This is a genomic window from Mesorhizobium sp. M4B.F.Ca.ET.143.01.1.1, from assembly GCF_004792275.1.
Lineage (GTDB): Bacteria > Pseudomonadota > Alphaproteobacteria > Rhizobiales > Rhizobiaceae > Mesorhizobium > Mesorhizobium abyssinicae.
Genome location: NZ_SRSR01000007.1, coordinates 374,145 through 399,400 on the forward strand (window position 1 = coordinate 374,145; position 25,256 = coordinate 399,400).

At 65.9% G+C, this 25,256-nt stretch carries 23 protein-coding genes; 4 read left to right on the forward strand and 19 right to left on the reverse strand.

Annotated elements, in window-relative coordinates:
- Nucleotides 1–12: 12 nt before the first annotated feature.
- From metK to EN786_RS20080, 17 genes are all read right to left on the reverse strand, one after another.
- On the reverse strand, nucleotides 13–1,278 hold the full coding sequence (metK, locus tag EN786_RS20000; RefSeq protein ID WP_127282757.1) for a methionine adenosyltransferase: 1,266 nt from the start codon (nucleotides 1,276–1,278) through the stop codon (nucleotides 13–15).
- Between the two features lie 171 nt (nucleotides 1,279–1,449).
- Nucleotides 1,450–1,869: a helix-turn-helix domain-containing protein gene (locus EN786_RS20005; protein ID WP_127282756.1), complete on the reverse strand. Its 420-nt coding sequence runs from the start codon at nucleotides 1,867–1,869 to the stop codon at nucleotides 1,450–1,452.
- Nucleotides 1,870–2,008: 139 nt separating this feature from the next.
- Nucleotides 2,009–3,601 carry an apolipoprotein N-acyltransferase gene (gene lnt / locus EN786_RS20010; RefSeq protein ID WP_127309470.1) on the reverse strand — a complete coding sequence of 531 codons (1,593 nt, stop codon included), beginning with the start codon at nucleotides 3,599–3,601 and terminating at the stop codon, nucleotides 2,009–2,011.
- A gap of 85 nt (nucleotides 3,602–3,686) precedes the next feature.
- A complete protein-coding gene (locus EN786_RS20015) occupies nucleotides 3,687–4,157 on the reverse strand; it encodes a VOC family protein (protein WP_127282754.1) in 471 nt (156 codons plus the stop codon).
- 10 nt (nucleotides 4,158–4,167) lie between these two features.
- On the reverse strand, nucleotides 4,168–5,241 hold the full coding sequence (locus EN786_RS20020; protein ID WP_127282753.1) for a hemolysin family protein: 1,074 nt from the start codon (nucleotides 5,239–5,241) through the stop codon (nucleotides 4,168–4,170).
- A gap of 27 nt (nucleotides 5,242–5,268) precedes the next feature.
- Nucleotides 5,269–5,766, reverse strand: a complete 498-nt coding sequence (ybeY, locus tag EN786_RS20025) for an rRNA maturation RNase YbeY (RefSeq protein ID WP_127282752.1) — start codon at nucleotides 5,764–5,766, stop codon at nucleotides 5,269–5,271.
- A 12-nt stretch (nucleotides 5,767–5,778) separates the two neighbouring features.
- Nucleotides 5,779–6,828 (reverse strand): PhoH family protein, encoded by a 1,050-nt coding sequence (locus EN786_RS20030; RefSeq protein ID WP_126056677.1) that lies wholly within the window; start codon nucleotides 6,826–6,828, stop codon nucleotides 5,779–5,781.
- Nucleotides 6,829–6,907: 79 nt separating this feature from the next.
- Nucleotides 6,908–8,314, reverse strand: coding sequence for a tRNA (N6-isopentenyl adenosine(37)-C2)-methylthiotransferase MiaB (miaB, locus tag EN786_RS20035; RefSeq protein WP_135908749.1), 1,407 nt, complete (start codon nucleotides 8,312–8,314; stop codon nucleotides 6,908–6,910).
- A gap of 101 nt (nucleotides 8,315–8,415) precedes the next feature.
- Complete coding sequence (locus EN786_RS20040; RefSeq protein WP_127282750.1) at nucleotides 8,416–9,216, reverse strand: 1-acyl-sn-glycerol-3-phosphate acyltransferase; 801 nt, start codon at nucleotides 9,214–9,216, stop codon at nucleotides 8,416–8,418.
- Nucleotides 9,217–9,245: 29 nt separating this feature from the next.
- On the reverse strand, nucleotides 9,246–9,740 hold the full coding sequence (gene rimI / locus EN786_RS20045; RefSeq protein WP_127282749.1) for a ribosomal protein S18-alanine N-acetyltransferase: 495 nt from the start codon (nucleotides 9,738–9,740) through the stop codon (nucleotides 9,246–9,248).
- Nucleotides 9,740–10,477, reverse strand: coding sequence for a tRNA (adenosine(37)-N6)-threonylcarbamoyltransferase complex dimerization subunit type 1 TsaB (tsaB, locus tag EN786_RS20050; RefSeq protein WP_127282748.1), 738 nt, complete (start codon nucleotides 10,475–10,477; stop codon nucleotides 9,740–9,742). Before tsaB ends, rimI begins: the two co-directional genes overlap by 1 nt.
- A gap of 140 nt (nucleotides 10,478–10,617) precedes the next feature.
- Nucleotides 10,618–11,733 carry a DUF1513 domain-containing protein gene (locus EN786_RS20055; protein WP_127282747.1) on the reverse strand — a complete coding sequence of 372 codons (1,116 nt, stop codon included), beginning with the start codon at nucleotides 11,731–11,733 and terminating at the stop codon, nucleotides 10,618–10,620.
- A gap of 3 nt (nucleotides 11,734–11,736) precedes the next feature.
- The gene (locus EN786_RS20060; RefSeq protein WP_127282746.1) at nucleotides 11,737–12,816 is read right to left on the reverse strand and encodes an imelysin family protein; all 1,080 of its coding nucleotides are present in this window, start codon (nucleotides 12,814–12,816) and stop codon (nucleotides 11,737–11,739) included.
- On the reverse strand, nucleotides 12,816–14,426 hold the full coding sequence (locus EN786_RS20065; protein ID WP_127282745.1) for a di-heme oxidoredictase family protein: 1,611 nt from the start codon (nucleotides 14,424–14,426) through the stop codon (nucleotides 12,816–12,818). Before EN786_RS20065 ends, EN786_RS20060 begins: the two co-directional genes overlap by 1 nt.
- A 12-nt stretch (nucleotides 14,427–14,438) precedes the next feature.
- Entirely contained in the window at nucleotides 14,439–14,924 is a 486-nt protein-coding gene (gene bfr / locus EN786_RS20070) for a bacterioferritin (protein ID WP_126056685.1), read from the reverse strand.
- Complete coding sequence (locus tag EN786_RS20075; protein ID WP_126056686.1) at nucleotides 14,890–15,201, reverse strand: (2Fe-2S)-binding protein; 312 nt, start codon at nucleotides 15,199–15,201, stop codon at nucleotides 14,890–14,892. The genes bfr and EN786_RS20075 overlap by 35 nt, the downstream gene beginning before the upstream one ends.
- 109 nt (nucleotides 15,202–15,310) lie before the next feature.
- On the reverse strand, nucleotides 15,311–16,600 hold the full coding sequence (locus EN786_RS20080; protein WP_127310849.1) for an imelysin family protein: 1,290 nt from the start codon (nucleotides 16,598–16,600) through the stop codon (nucleotides 15,311–15,313).
- A 435-nt stretch (nucleotides 16,601–17,035) separates the two neighbouring features.
- Between EN786_RS20080 and EN786_RS20085 the strand changes: the two genes are divergently transcribed.
- The gene (locus tag EN786_RS20085; protein ID WP_127390858.1) at nucleotides 17,036–18,286 is read left to right on the forward strand and encodes an FAD-dependent oxidoreductase; all 1,251 of its coding nucleotides are present in this window, start codon (nucleotides 17,036–17,038) and stop codon (nucleotides 18,284–18,286) included.
- A 107-nt stretch (nucleotides 18,287–18,393) separates the two neighbouring features.
- Here EN786_RS20085 and EN786_RS20090 read toward each other — a convergent pair whose 3' ends face one another.
- Nucleotides 18,394–19,671 carry a 4-aminobutyrate--2-oxoglutarate transaminase gene (locus EN786_RS20090; protein WP_127286946.1) on the reverse strand — a complete coding sequence of 426 codons (1,278 nt, stop codon included), beginning with the start codon at nucleotides 19,669–19,671 and terminating at the stop codon, nucleotides 18,394–18,396.
- A gap of 91 nt (nucleotides 19,672–19,762) precedes the next feature.
- Nucleotides 19,763–20,089, reverse strand: a complete 327-nt coding sequence (locus EN786_RS38695) for a hypothetical protein (protein ID WP_245478460.1) — start codon at nucleotides 20,087–20,089, stop codon at nucleotides 19,763–19,765.
- On the opposite strand from EN786_RS38695, the gene EN786_RS20095 reads away from it, so the two are divergent.
- From EN786_RS20095 to EN786_RS20105, 3 genes are read left to right on the forward strand one after another with little or no spacing between them, the layout of a single operon-like run.
- Entirely contained in the window at nucleotides 20,088–21,071 is a 984-nt protein-coding gene (locus EN786_RS20095; protein WP_245478459.1) for an efflux RND transporter periplasmic adaptor subunit, read from the forward strand. The genes EN786_RS38695 and EN786_RS20095 overlap by 2 nt on opposite strands.
- A complete protein-coding gene (locus EN786_RS20100; protein ID WP_127311855.1) occupies nucleotides 21,068–22,150 on the forward strand; it encodes an efflux RND transporter periplasmic adaptor subunit in 1,083 nt (360 codons plus the stop codon). Before EN786_RS20095 ends, EN786_RS20100 begins: the two co-directional genes overlap by 4 nt.
- Nucleotides 22,147–25,251, forward strand: a complete 3,105-nt coding sequence (locus EN786_RS20105; RefSeq protein WP_135857652.1) for an efflux RND transporter permease subunit — start codon at nucleotides 22,147–22,149, stop codon at nucleotides 25,249–25,251. Before EN786_RS20100 ends, EN786_RS20105 begins: the two co-directional genes overlap by 4 nt.
- The last annotated feature ends 5 nt before the right edge of the window (nucleotides 25,252–25,256 follow it).

Sequence of the window (25,256 nt, forward strand, 5' to 3'; positions counted from 1 at the left end):
CTGCAGTCGCCGTCAGGCGGCGACAGCGTCCTTCAGCGCCTTGGCGAGATCGGTCTTCTCCCAGGAGAAGGAACCGTCGCGGCCGGCCTTGCGGCCGAAATGGCCATAGGACGAGGTTTTCGCGTAGATCGGCCGGTTGAGGTCGAGGTGACGGCGGATGCCGGAAGGCGACAGGTCCATGACCGAGCGCAGCGCATCCTCCAGCCTCGCCTCGTCGACCTTGCCGGTGCCGTGCAGGTCGACATAGACCGACAGCGGCTGGGCGACGCCGATGGCGTAGGACAACTGGATGGTGCAGCGGTCGGCGAGCTTGGCGGCGACCACGTTCTTGGCGAGGTAGCGCGCCGCATAGGCTGCCGAGCGGTCGACCTTGGTGGTGTCCTTGCCGGAGAAGGCGCCGCCGCCATGCGGCGCAGCGCCACCATAGGTGTCGACGATGATCTTGCGCCCGGTGAGGCCGGCGTCACCATCCGGACCGCCGATGACGAACTTGCCGGTCGGATTGATGTACCAGTTGCAGTCCTCGGCGATCTTGAGATCGCCCAGGGCCTCGCGGATATACGGCTCGACGACCTTGCGGACCTTCTTGGAATCCCAGGTCGCATCGAGATGCTGGGTCGACAGCACGATCTGCGTCGCTTCCGCGGCCTTGCCGTCGACATAGCGCACGGTGACCTGGCTCTTGGCGTCCGGCCCGAGCTTGCCGGCATCGCCGTCGCCTTCATGGCGCGCGGCGGCCAGGAGTTCGAGTATCTTGTGGCTGTAGTAGATCGGCGCCGGCATCAGGTCCGGCGTCTCGCGGCAGGCGTAGCCGAACATGATGCCCTGGTCGCCGGCACCTTCCTCGCCCTGGCGGTCGGCGGCGTTGTCGACGCCCTGGCCGATGTCGGGCGACTGGCCGTGCAGCAGGACATCGATCTTCGCCGTCTTCCAGTGGAAGCCGGCCTGCTCGTAGCCGATCTCGCGGATCGCCTTGCGGGCAACCGATTTGAACTTTGCCGGATTGACGACCGGATGACCGGCGGCGTCCTTGAGGATGTTGCCGGCCTTGTCTTTCTTCAGCAGCGTCTCTGGAACCCGGACCTCGCCGGCGATGACGACGCGATTGGTCGTCGCCAGGGTCTCGCAAGCGACACGGACTTTCCACGGGTCCATGCCGGTCTTCTTGGCCTCGCGATAGACGAGATCGACGATTTCGTCGGAGATACGGTCGCAAACCTTATCGGGATGGCCCTCGGCAACGGATTCCGAGGTGAAGAAGTAGTTCAGCCGCGTCACGGGTGTCCCCTCTTGAAGAAAGATCGGCAGGTTGCCGATTTTTGGCGCGCCACGTGTTAGCGGTGCCGGGCGCCGCTCGTCAAGCGCTGCCGCGGTTCCGGCATGAATGTGAGCACAGTTTGTCTTGTGCCACCACCAGCGGGGCGCCGCCGGTGGCACAAGTCCCCTGGATCAGTCGGCGTCGTCGGTAGAAAGCGATTTCACCAGATCGATGATCCTGCGACGCACCTTGACGTCGGCAATCTTGACGAAGGCGCGGTTGAGCTGAAGCCCTTCCGGACTGCCGCAGAACTCGACGGCGAATGCCATCGACGGGTCTTCGGCGAATCCTCGGTTGCCCACGGCCTCCTGACCCGGGGCATCTTCGAAAAAGAAGGCTACGGGCACGCTGAGGATGGACGCTATGGCCTGCAAACGGCTGGCGCCGACCCGGTTCGTGCCTTTCTCGTACTTCTGGATCTGTTGAAACGTGATGCCGAGATTCTCACCCAGCTTCTCCTGGCTCATTCCAAGCATATTGCGCCGAAGCCTGATGCGACTTCCGACATGGATGTCGATCGGATTCGGTTTTTTCTTATTTTCTTCTGTCATTTTCTCCTCGCCGAATTTTTCCGGCTTTTTCTATTTTTTCTTGCCCAAACGAAGCCGGAGCCAACTGCCCCAACAGAACCTCCAACCGACTTCGAGAAATTTCAGGCGCTTACAGTATGAGTTTCTAATGTGTCGGCTGTCAATTCACCCGTAGCCGTAGCCTTACATTCGATAGGAGTGCTCCCAGCGCGAACAGGAACATGATCATCAATCCGTTAATTCGCCGCTGGCCGGCGGAAATGAGGGCGCGCCCAGAAATCGGCACATGCGCATCGATTGCGCCGCGCGCATTGACGGCGAGCGCGTCGACAATGCGGCCGCGCGGATCGACAATGGCGGAAATGCCATTGTTAGCCGCACGCAACAAAGGCAATCCATTCTCCACCGCGCGAATCTGGGCCTGCCTGAAGTGCTGGTATGGGCCCGGCGTATCACCGAACCACGCATCGTTCGTGACGTTCACAATAAGCTGAGATGACGTAGCGTCAACTGCCACAAGGTCGGGGAAGATGACCTCGTAGCAAATGAAGGGGAGCGCGCGGACGCCATCCGGCAATACGATCGGATGGCGCTCGTTGCCGGGCGCGAAATTCATCGGGCCGGCGACCAGCTGCTCGACCCCGAAGCGGTCGAAAACGTCGGCGAAAGGCAGATATTCGCCGAACGGCACCAGATGGATCTTGTCGACGGCGTCGGCGATCTCGCCCTTGTCGTTGATCGCCACCACGGAATTGTAATAGCGGCTGCCGGCGCCTGCCGCCGAGCCGCCCTCCTCGCGGACGACGCCGGCGATCAGCATCTGGCCTTCGCCGAGCATGTCGCCCAGCGCCGTCAGCGCGTCCGGGCGCTCGGTGAACAGGAACGGCACCGAGGTCTCCGGCCACAGGATCAGCTGCGGCCTGGCATGGCCGGGTTCCGGCGCCTTGCCCGACAGGCCAAGCAAGGTGGCGAAGATGCGGTCGCGAACCGAAGCGTCCCATTTTTCGCTGAGGTCGACGTCCGGCTGGACGATGCGGACATCGACCGAACGGGCCGCCGGCTCGAGTGGAGCGGCGAGCCTGACATAGCCGAAGCCGACATGGGCGGCGACGAGGATGCCGAGCAGCGCGAAGCCCAGCCGAAGCTGGCGTCGCGCCGCGATCAGCGCGGGCAGCGAAAAGACGAAGACGGCGAGCGCGTTCATGCCGATCATGCCGGTCACGGAGACGCTCTGCATCAGCAGGGGAACCGGCATCGCCGCATAGCCGACGGCGTTCCAGGGGAAGCCGGTGAACAGGAAATCGCGCAGCCATTCCGCCAGGCCGAAGCCGAAGGCGAGTGCCGCGATGCGGCCGATGCCGTTGCTCCACAACAGCCGCGCCACGACCGTGACGAAACCGTAGAAGAAGGCGAGCCCGAAGGGGATGCCGACCACCGCGAAGGGCAAGGCCCAGGCGAAGCTGTCGGCCTCGACAAGCAGCGCCTGGCCGATCCACCACAGGCCGGCGAGAAAATAGCCGAAGCCGAACCACCAGCCGATGGCGAAGGCCGGCTTCAGCCGCCTCAGCCAGCCGTCGGAAGCCTCGCCGGTGGCGCCGTCGAGCAGCCAGACCAGCAGCGGGAACGAGATGAAGCAGACGGCGAAGAAATCATAGGGCGCCTGGGCGAGGACCGCCAGCGCTCCGGCGAGAAACGCCACCAGCGCCCGTCGCCACCCCCAGAGCAGAATTATCCGGCCGGCCAGGCGCTGCATTGAGGCTTCCGAGTCGCGCGAATCACGGCAAAAGATTTATCAGGCCGCGGTCCGCGCTCCAAACATCGATAAGCGCAATCTGATGTTATCGGTGCCAGCCCTCGATGCTGAGGCCGCTCAGCCGCTCGGCTTCCTCGCGCGGGACCGCGCGCAAGGTCTGCGTGAAGGTCCAGACATGGCCTTCGGGGTCGCGGGCGCGGTATTGCCGTTCGCCATAGAACTGCTCGGTCGGTTCCTGGATGATCTCGGCCCCGGCCAGCCGCGCCTGCTCGCAATGGGCGTCGAGCCCGTCCTTCAGCCGGATATAGACAGACTGGGTGTTGCGGCCACCGACGGAAGCGGGGCTGGCGACATGGTCGGCCCACTCTGAATCGACGACGATGTAACCGTCGCCGAAGCGCATTTCGGAATGGACGAGGCGGCCCTCGGCATCGCTGACGACCATGCTCGGCTCGAAACCGAAGGCCGCTTCAAGCCAGGTCAAAGCCGCACGCGGGTCCTTATAGAATATGCCGGACCCAAGGACGGCATGCTTGAACGGATCCTCGACCGTCATCAGGCGGGCTTCAGGCCTGCTCGGTGCGGGCGGCGCGGCGGCGGCGCTCGCCCTTCTGGACCTGCACGATGCGCACGCGCTTGACGCGGCGCGGATCGGCGTCGAGGACATGGAACTCGAAGCCGGGTATGGCCTGCACCACCTCGCCGCGGGCCGGCACGCGGCCGAGCGTGTTGAAGATCATGCCGCCGATGGTGTCGACATATTCGCCATGCTCACCGGCGGTGAAATCCTCGCCGATCATCTTGGCGACCTCGTCGATCTCGGCCTTGCCGTCGACGATGAAGTTGCCCTCGCCGGACTGGGTGATCATCGGCTCATCGTCGTCATGCTCGTCCTCGATGTCGCCGACCACCATCTCGACGATGTCTTCCAGCGAGGCGAGGCCGTCGGTGCCGCCATATTCGTCGATGACCAAAGCCATCTGGGTGCGCGTCGTCTGCATGCGGCCCATCAGATCGGAGGCAAGCATGGAGGGCGGCACGAACAGCACCGGGCGGATCAGGTTGAGGTCGCCGATGGTGCGGGCGAGATCGACCTGGGCAAGGTCGAGAAGTGCCGCGGCCGGCGTCTTGCGGCTGGTGCGACCCTTCTTGACGCGGGCAACCTTGGTGATGTGCGCGAGCACGTCGCGGATGTGGACCATGCCGCGCGGGTCGTCGAGCGTCTCGGAGTAGACCGGCATGCGGGAATGACCGGACTGCTCGAACAGACCGAGCAGATCGCCGAGCGTCGTCGTGATCTCCACCGCCTCGATGTCGGCGCGCGGCACCATGACGTCCTCGACGCGGACTTCACGCAGCCGCAGGATGTTGTTGAGCATGGCGCGCTCGCCGGGGGAGAAGGCGCCGGCATCGCTCGCCGTTTCGGCAAGCGCGCCGGCGATCTCCTCGCGCAGGCTGGTGCCGTTGCGCTGCCTGAACAGGCCGAGCACGCGATCGAACAGGGAAGGACCGGCAGGCGATGGCTCGCTGGCGATGCTGCCGGTCGTGGTACTCGGACTCGAGCCCTCTTCCGTCTTTTCGGAAGGCTTGGCCGCACTGCCGGCGTCGGGGCGGGCGGCAGTCTCTGGTTTGTCGTTCATCGTCGTCCGGTCAATTGGTCTTTTTAGTTACGCGTAGGGATCGGGAATGGCAAGCCTTGCGAGCGCCGCGCGCTCGATCGCTTCCATCTCCTCGGCCTCGGCGTCGGTCTCGTGATCGTGGCCCAGAAGATGCAGCAGGCCATGGATGACGAGATGGGTGATATGGTTCGCCAGCGGCTTGTCTTCCAGTGCCGCTTCCCGCGCGACCGTCTCGGCGGCGAGCACGATATCGCCCAGCATCGGCGGCAGCGGACCGCCCTTCGGGAACGGAAAAGCCGGGAAAGACAAGACGTTGGTCGGCTTGTCCTTGCCGCGCCAGCCGGCGTTCAGCGTGCGGATGTGGGCGTCGTCGGAAAAGACGATGCTGAGCTCGGAAGCGCCGTCGACGCCGGTTTCGGCAAAGGCGGCAGCCACGGCGCGATCGACCAGGCGCGTCAGCCCCGCCTCGTCGGGCCAATCGCCAGCCTCAATCGAAATATCGATGTCGACGGGCAGGCCGCCGCCAAGTTTCCTGTCTTCAGCCATGCGGCTTTTTCGTCAGCTTTCCGCGCCCAGGCCCCTGGCCAGCTTGCCGTCGCGGTCATAGGCCTTGACGATCTCGGCGACCAGCGGATGCCTGACGACGTCGCCCTCGTTGAAGCGCACCGTCACCATGCCGGTGACGCCGTCGAGGATGCGCAGCGCCTCGACAAGGCCAGACTTGGTGTTCGGCGGCAGGTCGATCTGGGTCGGGTCGCCGGTGACGATCATGCGCGAATTCTCGCCGAGACGGGTGAGGAACATCTTCATCTGCATCGGCGTCGTGTTCTGCGCCTCGTCGAGGATGACGGCGGCGTGTGCCAGCGTGCGGCCGCGCATGAAGGCCAGCGGCGCGATCTCGATCACTTCGGCGGCGATCGCCCGCTCGACCTTGTCGGCCGGCATCATATCGTAAAGCGCGTCGTAGAGCGGCCGCAGATACGGATCGACCTTCTCCTTCATGTCGCCGGGCAGGAAGCCCAGCCGCTCGCCGGCCTCGACCGCCGGCCGCGACAGCACGATGCGCTCGACCATGCCGCGTTCGAGCAGCATCGCGGCATGCGCCACCGCCAGATATGTCTTGCCGGTGCCGGCCGGGCCGATGCCGAAAACGAGCTCGGAGCGCTCCAGCGCCCGCATATAGGCGTCCTGGTTGAGCGAGCGGGCGTAGATGGTCTTCTTGCGCGTCGCTATCTGGGCGGCGGACATCTTGCCCTTGCGCTCCAGCGTCGGCAGCGTCAGCTGGTCGTCGGCGGCGATCGCCATGCGCACGGCGCCGTCGACGTCGGACTGGCCGATGTCGACGCCCTTCTGGAGGATGCCGTAGAGGTTGTCCAGCGCGCGGCGCGCCTGCTCGGCGGCCGAGGCCGAGCCCTTGATCGTCAGCTGGTTGCCGCGCGAGCGGATGTCGACGCCGAGCTTCTGCTCGAGCCGCGCCAGGTTCTCGTCGAACTGGCCATACAGGGCGCTGGCAAGCTTGTTGTTGTCGAAGGTCAGAACGATGTGCGCCATGTCGGAAGCCCCGGATGCCTGGTTCGGGGGCAGGTTCTTCAGTTCAGCAGCGCTCAACCGTCTCTCCTCATCTGCCGAGGCTTGTGGCTATGCATTTCGTTGTCCCAAAACCGCGGGCACAATCTAGCGACATGCATCAGGCCAACTCGGCGAACAGGCTATTGTAGCCCGTCCTTGTGATTCGTACCTCGATAATGTCACCGATTTCGCCGGCCTTTTCATCAACAATAACGGGCTGCAGCCAGGGCGAACGGCCGACCTTCTGGCCAGCCTGGCGGCCCGGCTTCTCGATCAGCGTGCCGATGGTCCTGCCGACGAGGCTGGCGCCGAAATCCTGCTGTTGCTTCAGGAGCAGGGCCTGCAGGCGCTGCAGGCGATCGTCCTTGACGGCTTCCGGCACGTGATCGGGCATTTCGGCGCCAGGCGTGCCCGGACGCGGCGAATATTTGAACGAGAAGGCCGAGGCGTAGTCGACCTCGCGCACCAGCTGCATGGTCGCCTCGAAATCGGCTTCCGTCTCGCCGGGGAAGCCGACGATGAAATCGCCGGACATGGCGATATCGCCGCGCGCGGCGCGAATGCGATCGATCAGCGCCAGATAGTCGCGCGCCGTATGCCTGCGGTTCATCGCCTTGAGGATCCTGTCCGAACCCGACTGCACCGGCAGATGCAGATAGGGCATCAGCGCCGGCAGGTCGCGATGGGCGGCGATCAACTCGTCATCCATGTCGCGCGGGTGGCTGGTGGTGTAGCGCAGCCGCGCCAGGCCAGGGATCTCGGCCAGCCTGAACAGCAGGCGGCCCAGCCCCCATTCCTCGCCGTTTTCGCCCTCGCCGTGCCAGGCATTGACGTTCTGGCCGAGCAGCGTCACCTCGCGCACGCCGGCCTCGGCCAGCCGTTCGGCCTCGGCAACGATTTTCGCCACCGGCCGCGAGACTTCGGAGCCGCGCGTATAGGGCACGACGCAGAAGGTGCAGAACTTGTCGCAGCCTTCCTGGACGGTGAGAAAGGCGGTGACGCCACGCCTGGCGACCTCGGCGCGCTTCGGCTGCGGCAGATGCTCGAACTTGTCCTCGACGGCGTAGTCGGTCTCGACGATCTTCTCGCCGCCGCGCACCCTTGCCAGCACGTCGGGAAGCCGGTGATAGGTCTGCGGGCCGATGACCAGGTCGACGGCCGGCGCGCGGCGGATGATCTCGGCGCCTTCGGCCTGCGCCACGCAGCCGGCGACGCCGATCAGCAGCTCGCGGCCGGTGCCGGCCCGTTCGGCCTTCAGGTCGCGGATGCGGCCAAGCTCGGAATAGACTTTTTCCGCCGCCTTTTCGCGGATATGGCAGGTGTTGAGCAACACCAGGTCAGCATCATCGACCATATCGGTCGCGACATAGCCGTCTGCCGCCAGCGCATCGGTCATGCGCTGCGAGTCGTAGACGTTCATCTGGCAGCCATAGGTCTTGACGAAGACTTTCTTCGCCGCCGGAGGGGCAGCCAGGCCGTCGGCAGCGATGCCGATGTCGTTCCGTTCTGTCGTGTTCAGGTCCATCGGGCGGCTTCTAACGCCTTTCAGCGACAAAAAACAGACGATTCTCAACCTTGGCGCCGGGTCCCGGATGCGCGAAGGGGCGCGTCAGCGGCTCGGGCGCGTCAGCGGCTCGGGCGCGGCTCGGCCAGCGCCGCCTGCACCATCTCGCGCACCCGGCTTTCCATCAGCCTTGCCGTCTCCTTGCGGTTCGAGCCCTTGGAGAAGGCAATCGGCTCGCCGAAATGCAGCTCGACATCGAGCGCGCCTTCGGCGAGCAGCACCTGGAGATGCGGCATCAGGTCCTCGTCACCGATCCAGGCGGCGATCGGCCGGTGACGGCGGCCGAGCGGCACGCCATGCAGCCTGGTGTAGACGATCGCCACCGGCTGGATGAACACCTGCTCGGTCGCCCCTTCCGAAATCGCCATCGAGGCGGCGCCGAACAGCGTGCTCTTGAAGGGCAAAAGCAGGTTGCCGTCGCCGGTCGAGCCTTCGGCGAACAGTACCATGGCGTCGCCATTGGCCATGCGCCCGGCGATCTCGCTGGCCTGGTCGCCCGAGCTGCGCTTGCGCTCGCGCTCGATGAAGACGGTGCGCTGCAGCTTCGACAGCATGCCGATCATCGGCCAGTTCGCCATGTCGGCGCGGGCGATGAACTTCACGTCGACCCTGGAGCCGAGCACCATGATGTCGGTCCAGGAGATGTGGTTGGACGCGACCAGCAAGGGGCGCCTGGCCGACAGCGCGCCCTTGACGTGGATGCGCAGGCCGAGCGCCCTGGCGATCATCCGGTGCCAGATCTTGAGGATGAAGGTTTCCGGCCACAGCCCGGTCTTCATCGACAGGATCTGCAGCGGCACCAAGACCAGCGAGCCGGCGACGACCAGAGCAAGCGCCAGGAAAATCCGTAATTTCTTGATCATCAGCGCGCAGGCCCTGTCCCGGCGTGTCGCTAGCGAAGATCGCGGCGCATGACAAGCGCGCCGGTCGGGCCGCGCTCGGGCGATCTGTAGTAGTTGGCGCGCTTGCCGACCTCACGGAAGCCGAGCCGCCGGTAGAGCGCGATGGCCGCGACATTGGTCTCATCGACCTCGAGGAACAGCGCCTCGGCGCGCTGCGCGTGCAATTCGCGCAGCACCGCGTCCATCAATTGCCAGCCAAGCCCCTGGCGGCGGTGGGAGCGGGCGACGGCTACGGTGAGAATCTCGCCCTCGCCTGCCGCCAGCCGCGCCAGCACGAAGCCGACCGGTGGCTTGCCGCCCTGTCCGGTTTCGCGCGCGGCATAGCCGAATACGGTGTCCTGTTCGAGCAAAGCCGCGAACTCGCCGTCGCTCCACGGCCGCACAAAGTCCTCCTGATGCAGCACCGAGACAGCCTCGCTGTCGGCAACCGTCAGCGGCTGAAGCGCATAGTCCCTGCGGCGCGGCTGAAAGAAGGGAATGCGCATCAGCTCTTTTTTCCTTCCGGACCATGATCTTGCCCAAAAACCGGGGCCCGCTTTTTGGGATCATGGTCCTGTCTTGGAAGAATGAAGCCGGCCTGCGGCCTGGCATCGGCGCCGCGCAGATAGAGCGGCTTGGGCTTGTCGCCCACGCCCTTTTCAGCGGCCAGCCGGGCATAGGCGGCGATGTCGGCGGTGGCGCCGGTCGGCCCGATGTCGAAGGCGCGGCCGGCCGAGGCGGCGATCTTCTCCGCGGCGGTGCCGGCCAGCACGGTGGACGTCTCCACGGCAATGGCGGTGGCTTGCGCGAGCGTGGCCACCGCCGGACCGTAAGTCAAAACTAACGCTTTGTCATAGGCGGCAACATGGATCTCCTCGCGCCCGGCGTCGAGGGCGGCGAGCACGGCACGACCGGGAAAGAACTCGGCCGCCTCCGCCGCCAGGGCCTCGAGAGTGGTCACGCCGATTGCCGGGATCTTCAGCGCCAGCGCCAGGCCGCGCGCGGTGGAGACGCCGACGCGCAGGCCGGTGAAGGAGCCGGGCCCGACGGAGACGGCTATGGCGTCGAGGCCTGCGTAGCCCGTGCCGGCCGCTTTCAGCGCCGCGTCGATGACCGCCATGAGATGCTCGGCATGGCCCTTGCCGAGGTCGAGCACCTGGCGGCCAAGCTCGCGCCCGGCCGCGGCGTCATAGACGCTGGCGGCGCAGAGAGTGGCGGCACAGTCGATGGCAAGCAGCTTCATGGTTCGCCGGTTAACGCCCTGGGTCGAAAAACAATTCCCTGTGCCCGCCACGGCCCGTCCCCGCAAGGGGCAAGGTGGATATTTGTTATGCGGCTTGGCATGGCCAGGGTCGAGAACGTCCCTTCAACGATTCGCGGTGGCTACGCCGGCTCTGCGATGCGCAGCATGTGATTGTCCCAGACATAGTCGGGCTCGGAGCGCCTGGCGCCATTGTCCTCGACGATCTCGCCGGCGCCTGTGCTGGCGATGAAACCGGTGCCGTCGGGCGCCAGGCCGCAGACCTCGACCAACGCCCTGGTGGCGACGACGTCGCCGCTGGCGGCGTCGATGACGGCGAGCGAGTTGCCCTCAGGCGAGGTGACGGCGACCGTGCCGGCAGCCGGATTGGCGGCGACCGAGCCGATATAGTTGCGGAAGCCCGCGAGCACGTCCTGCGGCATGTCGAGCAACTGCAGGTCCTTGCCGCGCGCCGCGCGGCCGATCAGCAGCGGCCGGTCGGCCGCCGGGCCGCGATACTGGCAGCCGAACCAGACCGTGCCGGCCTGGTCGCAATCCATGTGGCGGATCGACAGCTGGTGGAGCGCCGACGGCAATTCGTGCTTTTCGATCAGATCGCCGGTGATGCGGTCGACCAGCACATAGGACGGTTTCATGGTGGCGATGTTGAGCTCGGCGCGGCCGTAGTCCGGATGCGTCTCGATGCCGCCATTGGCGACCGCGATCGTCCGGCCATCGCCGAGCAGAAGCAACTCATGCGGCCCCATGCCGTAGGTCGGGAATTCGCCGATGCGCTTGAAGCCCGAGCGCGCGTCATAGACGCCGACGACGCCGGCGGCATTGTCGAAATCATTCTCGGTGGCATAGAGCAGAGCGCCGTCGGGCGAGAAGACGCCGTGGCCGAAGAAATGCCGTCCGGCGACGCTGGCGATGGTCAGCGGCTTGTCGCGGCCGGTGTGGTCGAACACCACGGCAAAGGTGCCGGGCTGCCGGGCAAAGACCACAGAGCGCTTCGAGACCGGGTCGAAGGTGACGTCGTGGCCACGGTCGGGCAGGTCGATCGCATGCAGCACATCGCCTGCCTCGGACAGCACGGCGGCGCCATAGCTGCCGTCGCGCTTGACGAAGGCGGTGGCGAAGACCGCGTCGGCATCAAGCGTCTTCGCCCAGGCACGCGGCGTCATCGCCGCCATGAAGCCGGCGCCGGCGGCCCTCAGGAAATCGCGACGGTCGAGCAGCGGCGTGCGTACCGCAGTCATGGCTCAATCTCCGTCCAGGGACGAAAACCCGGCGGTGAGGCCGAACTCAGAGGTCAGCCTGGTGCCGATCAGGGTGGTCAGGCTGGAGGTGATAAGCGCGAAATGATCGAGCTTGCCGCGCAGCACCGGATCGGCGAGCGCCTTGTCGATCGGACCGGTGACGGATTTGGCGGTCGCGACGCCGTTGGCGAGCTGGATGTGGATGGACTCGGCCATCCATTGCGCATCGGCCGGAAGCGCATCGCCAAGCTTCGAAGCCACGAACAGCGCATCGATACCGGACAAATTGCCGGCCAGGGAATTCGTCGTATTTTGCGAGCGCCAATAGATCGCCTGCCTTGGCTTGTCGCCTTCCGGCTTGCCGCCCAGGAACCCTTTGAGGCGCACGTCGCGGACCATCTCCAGCTCGTTGATGAAGACACCGACAAGTTCGGTCACAGCTTCGGTGCCGTCGCGGTAGAGCGGGTTCTGCGGTCCCGGATTGGCCCAAAGCGCGGCAAATCCGTCGGGCTTCCTCCAGGCCTCGTCAACCTCGGCGGCCATGGTTTCGATATTGCCGGCGACGGCCGCGCCATAGCCGCACCGATAGGGATCGTCCTTGCCGGCGAGGGCGTCGCCGCCGTCGCCGTAAAGCACGAACTCGAGCGCGCCGAGCCCTTGCATGGCGACGCTCTTGCCCGCCAGTTGCGCCGTATCGGTGGCGGTCGGGTCCTTGCCGGCCAATGCCGCCTGCACCTGCTTCAGGCCGATGCCCTTGCGGTCCGGCCAGTAGAGCATGCGCTCCAGCCGATTGTTCTCCTTGATCGGCCCGAAAGCGATGATTTCAGCCGATGACCAGGCCTCGAGCGTGGCCGAAAACTCGGCGCGCGCCGCCTCGAGGCTGCTTTGCGACGGCGCATCGCAGAGCGCCCGCACGGCCTTGGTCAAGCTGCCGGCATGGTCGCGCAGGTTGGCATAGGCAGGACGGATAAAACCATCGATCGCCCGCTGGATGACAGCGGAGGCCCTCACCTCAGCCGATGCCGGGGATGCGCCGACCATCGCCAAGGGAAGAAGGAGAGCAAACGCAAGACGCTTCGACATCACAGGGACTCCAGGAATTTGACCAGCGCATCGCGGGTCGCCGCATCGGCGGCGGCAAAGCGGTCGCGCGCCTTCTGACCCTCGCCGCCATGCCACAGGATCGCCTCGGCGATGGTGCGGGCGCGCCCGTCATGCAAGAAGAACATATTGCCGTTGACCGTTCCGGTCAGGCCGATGCCCCACAGCGGCGGCGTGCGCCATTCGCTGCCGGTCGCGTCGCCGACAGCCTGTTCATCGACGAGACCCGGCCCCATGTCGTGCAGCAGGAAGTCGGAATAGGGCCAGATCAGCTGGAAGGCCTGCGCCTTGTTGGGCGTGCCGCGCAACGTGACGAATTTCGGCGTGTGGCAGGAAATGCAGCCCATCTCGTAGAACTGCTTCTTGCCGGCGAGCACCTGGCGGTCGTCGATGTCGCGCCGGGCCGGCACGGCGAGGTTCTGCGAATAGAAGGTGACGAGGTCCATCACCGGCGGCGGCGCCTCGACCGGGCCGAGCCGCTGCTGCATGCCGTTCGGCATGGCCAAGCAGGCCTTTTCGGCCGCGGTGCAGTCGCCCCAATGCTTCGGCGCCTCCGGCGTCGAGATGCCGATGTCGCCGGCGAAAGCGTCCGCCGCCTGCTCGCGAATGGACGGCGTCTCGGCCTTCCAGCCGAAGCGGCCGAGCGTGAGCCCGCCGCTGGCGCCATCGCCCACGATGTTGGGACGGCCGGAAATGCCGTCGCCATCGCGGTCATCCGGATCGGCGTGGGCGAGGATGTCGGCGGGCGCGATCTGCTCGATCAGGCCGAGGCCGATCATCGGCGGCGTCAGGCGCGGCGACAGCGTGGTACGCGGATCGAGCGGACCGTAGCCGAGGCCGTCGACGGAATAGCCCGGCTTGCGCAGCGAGACCACGGAGCCGCCGGCGAGCGTCACCTTCTCATCCTGGTAGTCGACGCGCATGCGGCCTTCGCCCTTGAGGCCGGGAACCGCCAGCCCCTGCAATTGCGAGCCGTAGACCGGATCGGGGAAGTTCAGCAACTTGCGGGCGGCAAGCTCGGCTCTCTCTTCCTCGCTGCTTGCATCGCGCGCCAGGCGCAGGAACATCGAGGTGGTGCCGGCGCCGCCTTCCGGCGGCCGCCCGCGGCCGTCCTTCAGATGGCAGTTCTGGCAGGCGCGCTCGTTGAACAGCGGCCCAAGGCCGTCCGATGCCTGGGTCGAGGAGGGTGAGGACACCCAGTTCTTGCGGAAAAGCGCGTTGCCGAGCCTGAAGGTGCCTTCTTCCTCGAAGGTGATGTTGGCGGAGGGCTGCGAGAAGGCGTCGCGGCTGACGTCCTTGCGCGACGTGCCGGCGCCACCCTGCATCAGCTCGAACGGCTCGGGTTTGGAGAAATCCGCGGTTGGCCTGGTGACGGCGATGACACGCGCCAGGTCCTTCGGCGCCAGATCGCTGCGCGCGGTGGCAAGGCCCGCGGGCAGCGGGTCTCCAGCCAGCGCCGAAGCGGTGGCCACCACGGCGGGAATGAAAGAAAGCCCGCGAACCAGCCAGGCCAGCGAGCTTTTCCTGGAAAGCGAGGAAGGCGAGCCTTCGGCCCGCAGCGAGCGGCGCTGGAAATCTAGGCGGCGCCGCATTCCCGCATGTCCTTACTCCGCCTCGTTGGCCGAGTCGGCATTGAGCTGGCCGTATTTCTCCTCGCCGATCGAGGCGAGCAGGTCGAGCTGCGTCTCGAGGAAGTCGATGTGACCTTCCTCGTCGGCAAGCAGTTCCTCGAACAGTTTCATCGACACGTAGTCGCCGGCCTCCTGGCAGATCTCGCGCGAACGCTTGTAGGCGGTGCGCGCGTCATACTCGCCGGCAAGATCGGATTCGAGCACTTCCTTCACGTTCTGGCCGATGCGCAGCGGCGCAACTGACTGAAGGTTCGGATGCCCCTCGAGGAAGATGATGCGGGCCACCAGCCGGTCGGCATGCTGCATTTCCTCGATCGATTCCGCCCGTTCCTTCTTCGCCAGCTTGGTGTAGCCCCAGTCCTCGAGCAGCCGGTAATGGACCCAGTACTGATTGACGGCGCCCAGCTCCAGAAACAGGGCTTCGTTAAGCCGCTCGATGACCTGCGGTTCGCCTTTCATGGGTTCTGCTCCCGTATTGGCCGCGCAAGCCTCTGACGCGGTCCAGGTGTGAAACGATGTCGGCGCCGCTCGCCTCCGAACGGGCGTGGTAGTGCTCGGTGACCCGAATGATCGTTTCCACCACATTTGGGAAGCAGCCGCAACAGCGACCGCGCTTGCGCATGGCATGGTAGACTTTCGCCGGCACGATCAGCTGCCAGGGATCCTCATCCAGCAGGCCGACGATCGTCTGCTCGATCTCCTTCTCAGTGATGATGTTGCAATGGCAGATCAGCATTCACTTGCCCTGGCTGACGGCGCCGCTCCGGCGCCGTTTGGCTTGTTTCTCATTCGAGCATGATCTTGTCCAAAAACCGACTACCCCTTTTGGGGATCATGCTCGCGCCTTACTTGAACACCTTGTCCGGCGCGTCGAGGCTGTCGGAACCTTCGAAGGCGATGTCGTTGAGCTTCAGGGAGCCGACGGCGCGCTCGATCGACTTGGTCTGGTCGATCAGCGCATCGATCGCCGCCTGCACGGTGGCGTTGCCTTCGGCGTTGCCCTCGGCGATCTGCTGGTCATAGGCCTCGCCGGCGCGCGCGCGCGCCTTTATCGCCTCCATCCTGGCGACGGAGACGTCGAGCTTGTCCGACAGTTCCTTGCCGATCGCCGGGTCGGCGGCCTTGACCATGTCGGACACGGAAGGTCCGGAAACCACCGTGCCGTCGAGCCGCGTGTAGCTGGCATGGTAGGCGGCGCGGATGCCGACGGCGTCATAGAGGTGCGAGTTGTAGGTGTTGTCAGAGAAGCAGTCGTGCTCCTCTTCCGGATCATGCAGCAGCAGGCCGAGCTTCATGCGCTCGCCGGCGAGTTCGCCATAGGACAGCGAGCCCATGCCGGTGAAGATGGTCGAGATGCCGGCATTGGCGTCGCCATCGACCAGGTTCTTGCGGGCAGCGCCGCCTTCCTTCCAGTTGTCGACCATCTCCTGCAGGTCGGAGACCAAAAGGTCGCTCGCCGACTTCAGATATTCAGCGCGGCGGTTGCAATTGCCGCCGGTGCAGTTGGCGAGGTCATAGTCCGTGTAGGGTCGCTCGCCGGCGCCGGGACCGGTGCCGTGCAGATCCTGGCCCCAGAGCAAGAACTCGATGGCGTGATAGCCGGTCGCGACATTGGCCTCGACGCCGCCCGCCTCCTGCAGCGTGCCGGACAGGAATTCCGGCGTCAGCTTCGAGGCGTCGACCTTCTTGCCGTCGATCTCGATCTCCTTGTTGGCGATCACGTTGGCGGTATAGAGCGAATTGGTGTCGGACTCGCTGCCGTAGCTCTTGGCGACATCGTCGATCAGGCCTTCGTCCAGCGGCCAGGAATTCACCTTGCCTTCCCAGTCGTCGACGATCTTGTTGCCGAAGCGGTAGACCTCGGTCTGCTGGTAGGGAACGCGCGATGCCTTCCAGGCTTCGCGGGCGGCGTTCAGCGTCTCCGCCGACGGCTTGGCGAGCAGCGCGTCGACGGCCTTGTCGAGCGCCTGCGCGGTGGTCAGCGAATCCTCGTATTTGGCGAGCGCGATGTCGGCATAGGTCTTGATGACCGCCTTGGCGTCGGTTGCGGCCTTGGCCGGCAGCACGAACACCGCAGCGGTCAGCGCGGCAGTCGCGCAGATAGCAGCGAGCCTGCCGCCATTACGTGCTGTCATCATCGTTCTCCAGTTCCTTGGGAATTCGCTAAAGGGCGCGCGTGCCAGCCCGCGCCGAGGCATGGGCATGCCGCCGGGCACAACATGGACCGCGCCGTTGCGCGGCTCGTGGAAGAAAGACACCGAAATGCCTCCAATCGAAAGGGTTCAAGGCCCAGACATCAAAGGGATGCGCTCGTCGCGCGAGCCCCCATAAAGCGGCGAAGGGGTTGGAAGTCAACAGGCCTATCCAAGAAAATTCAATTGAAACAACTGTTTAGAATAATTCTAAACTGTAACTATCAACTTTAAGCCTTTGCCGACGCGACGTAATCGTGGAATGCGGCGATTGACAGGTGACCATTCCGGGTGCGACCCGGACCGGGGCGATTGCGGCGGCGGCAGACAATCGCCACCTGGCGGAAGATCCTAGATTTGAACGCAAAAAGGGCTGCGATGAAGAACGGGGTGGTCATTGTTGGTGCGGGTCACGCTGGCGTGCAAGCGGCGGCGAGCCTGCGCGAGGAAGGTTACGACGGCCCGGTCATCCTGATCGGCGACGAGAGCGAACTGCCCTACCACAAGCCGCCGCTGTCGAAGACCTTCATCAAGGACCCGAACGCAAAGCCGCAGCCCCTGCGCGGCGAAGCCTTCTATTCGGGCAGCGCCATCGACTACCGGCCGGGCGTCCGCATCGAGGCCATCGATGCCGGCGCCCGGAGGCTGGACCTATCGGGCGGCGGATCGCTCGCCTTCGATCACCTTGTCCTGGCGACCGGCGCCCGGCCGCGCCTGCTCAAGCTGCAAGGCTCGGAGCTTTCCGGCGTGGTGTCGCTGCGATCGCTGGCCGATGCGCGGCTGATCCGCGAGTTCAGCGCCCAAAGCGAGGATGTCGTCATCCTCGGCGGCGGCTTCATCGGCCTCGAGATCGCCGCCACGCTCAGGGCGGCAGGGCGCAATGTCACCGTCGTCGAAGCCGTCGACCGGCTGCTCGGGCGGGCGGTGGCGCCGGTCATCGCCAGTCATGTCAGGCAGCGCCTGGAAGCGATCGGCGTGCGGATTCTTACCGGCACCACCGTTGCCGGCCTGGAAGGCGAAGGCGGCCGTGTCTCGGCCGCGATCACATCCGGCGGCGAAAGGCTGCCGGCGCAGATGGTCATCATCGGCATCGGCGTGGTGCCGAATGTCGAACTGGCCGAGTCCGCCGGCATCGCGATCGCCAACGGCATCCGCGTCGACCAGCAGATGCGCAGCTCGGTACCGGATATCCTCGCCATCGGCGACGCCGCCTCCTACCGGCACTGGTTCACCGGCGCCGATGTGCGGCTGGAATCGGTGCAGAACGCCACCGACCAGGCGCGGCTTGCCGCGCGCACCATCCTTAACCACGCGGACGCCTATTCGGCAGTACCCTGGTTCTGGTCGGATATCGGCGACATGAAGCTGCAGATGGTCGGGCTGACCTCGGGCGGCGACAGCCATGTGGTGCTGGGCGACCTGGCCGAGAACAAGTTCTCGATCTACCACTATGCGGGCAGCCGGCTGCTCGGCATCGAATCCGTCAACCGCCCCGGCGACCATATGCTTGGCCGCAAGATGCTCGGCGCCGGCTTCTCGCCGACGCCGCAGGCCGTTGCCGGCGGGCCCGATGCGCTGAAGGCGGCGCTTGCCGCCTTCCAGGAGGAGCCCGCCAGGGCTGCAGGCTAGACGCTCCAACCTCTCCCCGTGGAAGGGTCGCTGCGAAGCGACGGGGGGCATCAGCCCCACCCGGACCTTCGGTCCGACCTCCCCACAAGGGGGAGGCAGGGTTGGCGCTACGCGGCGCGCGCCTCGCGGATCGAGCTTTCCAGAATGTCGAGCGCCTCGTTCATGACGCTATCCTGGATGGTGATCGGCGACAGGAAGCGGATGACGTTGCCGTAGACGCCGCAGGTGAGCAGGATCAGGCCCTTGTCGAGCGCCTTGAGGCGCACCGCATTGGCCATTTCGGCCGAAGGCAGGCCCTTTTTCACATCGTTGAACTCGACCGCGTTCATGAAGCCGGGCCCCCTGATGTCGACGATCTCCGGCACGTCCTCGCGGATCGACTGCAGCCGCTGCTTCAGCCTGCTGCCCAGCGCATTGGCGCGGTCGCAAAGCTTTTCCTCCTCGATGACGTCGAGCACGGCGTTGGCGGCGGCGACGCCGATCGGGCTGCCGCCATAGGTGCCGCCGAGTCCGCCGGGGCCGGGCGCATCCATGATTTCGGCGCGTCCGGTGACCGCCGACAGCGGGAAACCGCCGGCCAGGCTCTTGGCCATCGTGGTGATATCGGGCGCCACCTCATGATGGTCCATGGCGAACATCTTGCCGGTACGGGCAAAACCGGTCTGCACCTCGTCGGCGATCAGCAAAATGCCGTGCTGGTCGCAGACCTTGCGCAGCGCGGTCATGAAATCACGGGGCGCCTCGTAGAAACCGCCCTCGCCCTGCACCGGCTCGACGATGATGGCGGCAACGCGGGCGGGATCGACATCGGCCTTGAACAGCCTGTCGAGGGCGGCGAGCGAATCGGCGACCGTGACGCCATGCAGCGCCACCGGGAACGGCGCGTGGAAGACATCGGCCGGCATGGCGCCGAAGCCGACCTTGTAGGGCACCACCTTGCCGGTCAGCGCCATGCCCATGAAGGTGCGGCCGTGGAAGCCGCCGGAAAAGGCGATGACGGCCGGGCGGCCAGTGGCGTTGCGGGCGATCTTGACCGCATTCTCGACCGCCTCGGCGCCAGTGGTGACGAAGATCGTCTTCTTGTCGAACTTGCCGGGCAGCAGGCCGTTCAGTCGTTCGGCCAGCCTGACATAGCTCTCATAGGGCACGACCTGGTGGCAGGTGTGAGTGAAGCGGTCGAGCTGCGCCTTGACCGCCTCGATCACCTTGGGGTGGCGGTGGCCGGTGTTGACGACGGCGATGCCGGACGCGAAGTCGATGTAGCGGCGTCCCTCGACATCCCAGATTTCCGAGTTCTCGGCGCGATCGGCATAGATCTGCGTGGTCATGCCGACGCCGCGCGAGATCGACTGGTTCTTGCGTTCGGAAATGGCTGAATTTTTCATCTCATCCCTCATCGGGCCATCCCTCGTCGAGACTAGGCCCGTTCTCGTTTGATGCCGTTGGCACCCGTTCTCGCCTTATTTAGCGTTTTCCTCAAGTCGGCACCATCGCCGGGCAATTGGGCCTGCTCGGCACGGTCGCTTGAACATAACCAGTCCGCCCCTGCGGCAGGACAGAGGTTTTCTTTTTTCGGAGATCGACTATCCTCGCGATCGTCCGCGGCGCCTGCCGTACCGGAGCGGCCCGCGCGGTTGAGGGAACCATGAGCAGGAACGCGACGCCTTCCGTCCGGCCGCTTCCGGTCAACGCCTTAAAACTGTTTTCTTTTCCTGGTTCCACGATGCTCGCCTGCGCCCTGGCGGCGCTGTCGCTCGCTGGGTGCCAGAAGCAGGAGGCAGCGGCAAAGAAATTGCCGATCATGGTGCGCGCCGAAACGGTCAGGATCGCCGACTACGCGCCACGCACCTCGCTGACCGGCGTGATCGCCGCGCGCACGCTGAACAACCTGTCTTTCCGGGTCGGCGGCCGGATCGCCGAGCGGCTCGTCGACGTCGGCCAGCATGTCGACAAGGACGCGGTGCTGGCCCGCATCGATCCGCAGGAGCAGGAATCCGACCTGCGCTCGGCGCAGGCCGATCTCGATGCCGCGCAGGCGCAGTTGACGCAGGCAGCCGCCGCCTTCGAGCGCCAGAAGACCTTGCTCGGCCAGGGTTTCACGACGCGGCGCGACTATGACACGGCCGACCAGACGCTGAAGGTGGCGCAAGGCAGCGTCGATGCCGCGCAGAGCGCCTTCGCGAATGCCAAGGAGAACCTGTCCTTCACCGAGCTCAAGGCCGGCGCGGCGGGCTTCATCACCGCCCGCCAGGTCGAAGCCGGGCAAGTGGTGCAGGCGGCGCAGACCGTCTTCACCATCGCCGAGGACGGCGATCGCGACGCGGTGTTCAACGTCCAGGAAACGCTGGTCGCGCGGACGCCGCAAACGCCGGCGGTGACGATCACGCTGTTGTCCGACCCGCAGGTCAGGGCGATCGGCAAGGTGCGCGAGATCTCGCCGGCGGTCGATCCGGCCTCGGGATCGATACGGGTCAAGGTCGCGATTCCCGACACGCCCGCCGCCATGCCGCTGGGCGCGGCCGTGATCGGCTCGGCCAGCGCCAAGCCGATCAAGGCGATCCTGCTGCCCTGGCAGGCGCTGACCTCGACCGACGGCAAGCCGGCGGTCTGGGTGGTAGACCCATCGACCAAGGCGGCGACGACGACGCCGGTCGAGGTGCTGGCCTTCGATTCCGGTGTGGTCGTCATCAGCAGAGGGCTTGAGGCAGGCCAGAGTGTCGTCACCAATGGCGGCCAGCTGCTCAGCCCCGGACAGGCGATCGAGATCGCGGGAGCAGGCCAATGAAGCGGCTGCCGCCCGTGCTTGTGCCCGTCCTGCTGTCGCTTGCGCCGCTCGCCGGCTGCTCGCAATCGGAAGACAAGCCGCCCGAGATCATCCGGCCAGTGCTGTCGGTGGTGATCGAGCCGCGCACCATCCAGACCTTCGGCTTCGCCGGCTCGATCGAGCCGCAAGTCAGCGCCGACCTCTCCTTCCGCCTGCTCGGCCGCGTCGTCGCCCGCGACGTCAAGGTCGGTGACATCGTCACCAAGGGCACGACGATCGCAGCCCTCGACCCGACGGCGCTGGAGCTTGCGGTGCAGGCGGCCAAGGCCGAGCTTTCCAACGCCGAGGCGCAGTTCGCCAACGCCGCCGCCAGCGAGGAGCGCCAGCGCCAGCTGCTGGCCGCCGCCAACACCTCGCAGGCCGTCTTCGATGCCGCCCAGCAGGCGCGCAAAGCGGCCGAGGCCGGCGTCGAGCGGGCCAAGGCCTCGCTTGCCAAATCGCAGGAGCAGCTCGGCTATGCGCGCCTGTTCTCGGATTTCGACGGTGTCGTCACCGCCGTCGGCGCCGAGGTCGGCCAGACCGTGTCGCCGGGCCAGACGGTGGTCACCGTGGCGCGCTCGGACCTGCGCGAAGCGGTGGTCGACATCCCCGACCAGCTGACCGGCGACCTCGCCGCCGGCACGCCGTTCGAGGTCATCCTGCAATCGCTGCCGACCATCCAGACCGAAGCCAAGCTGCGCGAAATGGCGCCGCAGGCCGAGGGCTCGACCCGCACCCGCCGCGTCCGGCTGACGCTGACCGATCCGCCGATAGCGTTCCGGCTCGGCTCGACGGTGACGGCGACACGCATGACCAAGGTCACGCCGACGATCGAACTGCCGCTGTCGGCGCTGCTCGAGAAGGACGGGGCCGCCAAGGTCTGGATCGTCGACCCGAAGACGTCGAGCGTCAGCGCGCGCGAGATCAAGGTGGCCGCCAAGGGCGCCGCCACCTTCACCGTCGGCGAAGGGCTCGAGGCCGGCATGCGCGTCGTCACCGCCGGCGTCCACAGTCTCGCCGAAGGACAGCAGGTCAAGCTACAAGAAGGGGGAGCCATATGAAGGGCTTCAACCTCTCCGACTGGGCGCTCAACCATCGCTCGCTGGTGTGGTACTTCATGCTGGTCTTCGTCGCGGCCGGCGTGTCCGCCTATCTGAACCTAGGCCGCGAGGAAGACCCCGCCTTCACCATCAAGACCATGCTGATCCAGGCCAATTGGCCCGGCGCCTCCGTCAACGAGACGGTGACGCAGGTGACGGATCGCATCGAGAAGAAGCTCGAGGAGCTCGACAGCCTCGACTATACCAAATCCGTCACCACCGCCGGCAAGACCGTGATCTTCGTCAACCTGAAGGACACCACCAAGGCGCGCGATGTCGTGCCGACGTGGATCCAGGTGCGCAACATGGTCAACGACATCTGGCCGCAATTCCCGCAAGGCGTGGTCGGGCCGTTCTTCAACGACCGTTTCGGCGACGTTTTCGGCAACATCTACGCCTTCACCGCCGACGGGCTGACGCCGCGCCAGCTGCGCGATTATGTCGAGGACGTGCGCACCAAGATCCTGACCGTGCCGAACGCCGGCAAGGTCGACCTTGTCGGCGCCCAGGACGAGGCGATCTACCTTGAATTCTCGAGCCGCCAGATCGCGGCGCTCGGCCTCAACCAGCAGGCGATCGTGGCCAGCCTGCAGGCGCAGAACGCCATCACGCCGTCCGGCGTCATCCAGTCCGGACCGGAGCGCATCAGCGTGCGCGTCGGCGGCCAGTTCACCTCGGAAGAGAGCCTGCGCGCCATCAACCTGCGCGTCAACGACCGCTTCTTCCGGCTGAGCGACGTGGCGACGATCAGGCGCGGCTATGTCGACCCGCCGACGTCGCTCTTCCGCTTCAACGGCCAGGACGCCATCGCGCTCGCCATCGGCATGAAGCCCAACGCCAATCTGCTGCAATTCGGCGAGGCCTTGCACGAGGAGATGAACAAGGTGCTGGCCGACCTGCCGGTCGGCGTCGGCGTGCATCTGGTCGCCGACCAGCCGGTGATCGTCGAGGAAGCGGTATCGGGCTTCACCCGCGCCCTGTTCGAGGCGGTGGCCATCGTGCTAGCGGTGTCCTTCATCAGCCTCGGCATGCGCGCCGGCTTCGTCGTGGCGCTGTCGATCCCGCTGGTGCTCGCCATCACCTTCACCGTCATGGCCTATCTCGGCATCTCGCTGCAGCGTATCTCGCTGGGCGCGCTGATCATCGCGCTCGGCCTGCTGGTCGACGACGCCATGATCGCGGTCGAGATGATGGTGGCGCGGCTGGAGGTCGGCGACAACCTGCGCAAGGCGGCGACCTACGTCTACACATCGACCGCCTTCCCGATGCTGACCGGCACGCTGGTGACGGTCGCCGGCTTCATCCCGATCGGCCTCAACAACAGCGCCGCCGGCGAATACACCTTCACGCTGTTCGTCGTCATCGCCGTGTCGCTGCTGGTGTCATGGATCGTGGCGGTGCTGTTCGCGCCGCTGCTCGGCGTCACCATCCTGCCGGCGACGATGAAGGCCAAGCATCACGACCAGCCCGGACGCTTCACCTCGATGTTCCGGCGCGTGCTCGTCCTTTCGGTGCGCCGGCACTGGCTGACCATCATCGCGACGGTGCTGCTGTTCGCCGCCTCCATCGCCGGTTTCGGCCTCGTCCAGCAGCAGTTCTTCCCGCCGTCCGACCGGCCGGAGCTGATCGTCGACTGGAACCTGCCGCAGAATTCGTCGATCACCGAGACGCGCGACCAGATGGAGCGCTTCGAAGGGCGCGCGCTGGTCGGCAATCCCGACATCGACCATTTCTCATCCTATATCGGCCAGGGCGCGGTGCGCTTCCTGCTGGCCTATGACGTGCAGCCGGCCAATCCGTATTTCGGCCAGACGGTCATCGTCACCAAGAGCATCGAGGCGCGCAACCGGGTCAAGCCGGCGCTGGAAAAGCTGCTGCGCGAGGAGTTCGTCGGCACCGATGCCTTCGTCAAGCCGCTCGAACTCGGGCCGCCGGTCGGGCGCCCGGTGCAGTACCGTGTCGGCGGTCCCGACATCCAGACGGTCCGCGACCTTGCGCAGGAGTTCGCCGGCATCATTTCCGCCAACCCGCAGCTGGCGGCGCCCACTTTCGACTGGAACGAGCCGCAGCGTATGCTGAGGGTCGACGTGCTGCAGGACAAGGCGCGCCAGCTCGGCATCACCTCCTCCGACATCGCCAGCGCGCTGAACAGCACGGTCGGCGGCGCCACCATCACCCAGTTGCGCGACGCCACCTATCTGATCGATGTCGTGACGCGCTCGCGCGAGGCCGATCGCGGCTCGGTCGCAACACTGCAGAACATGCAATTGCCGACCGGGACCGGCGATGCCATCCCGCTCGCCGCGGTGGCCAACATCCGCTACGAGCTCGAGCAGCCGACCGTGTGGCGGCGTGACCGGATTCCGACCATCACCGTGCGCGCCGGCCTGGTCGGCGACGTGCTGCCGGCCACAGTCGTCGACGAGCTGAAGCCGTCGGTCGACGCGTTCATCGCCAAGCTGCCGCCGGGCTATTCGGTCGAGACCGCGGGCTCTGTCGAGGAAAGCGCCAAAAGCCAGGGGCCGATCGCGGCCGTCGTGCCCTTGATGCTGTTCGTCATGGCGACCATCCTGATGGTGCAATTGCAAAGCTTCCAACGCCTGTTCCTGGTGGTGGCGGTGGCGCCGCTCGGCCTGATCGGCGTGGTGGCGGCGCTGGTGCCGAGCGGCGCGCCACTCGGCTTCGTCGCCATCCTCGGCGTGCTGGCTCTGATCGGCATCCTGATCCGCAACTCGGTGATCCTGATCGTGCAGATCGAGGACCTGGTCGCCGAAGGCAAGGACCGCTGGGCAGCCGTCATCGAGGCGACCGAGCACCGCATGCGGCCGATCGCGCTGACGGCCGCGGCGGCCAGCCTGGCGCTGATCCCGATCGCGCGCGAAGTGTTCTGGGGACCGATGGCCTACGCGATGATGGGCGGCATCATCGCCGGCACCGCGATCACGCTGCTGTTCCTGCCGGCGCTTTACGTGACGTGGTTCCGCATCAAGGAGCCGAAAGACCGGCGGCAAGACGGCGTGCATAACGAGGCGGTGTCAGAGAGTGGTGCGGCGCATTTGTGAGTCAA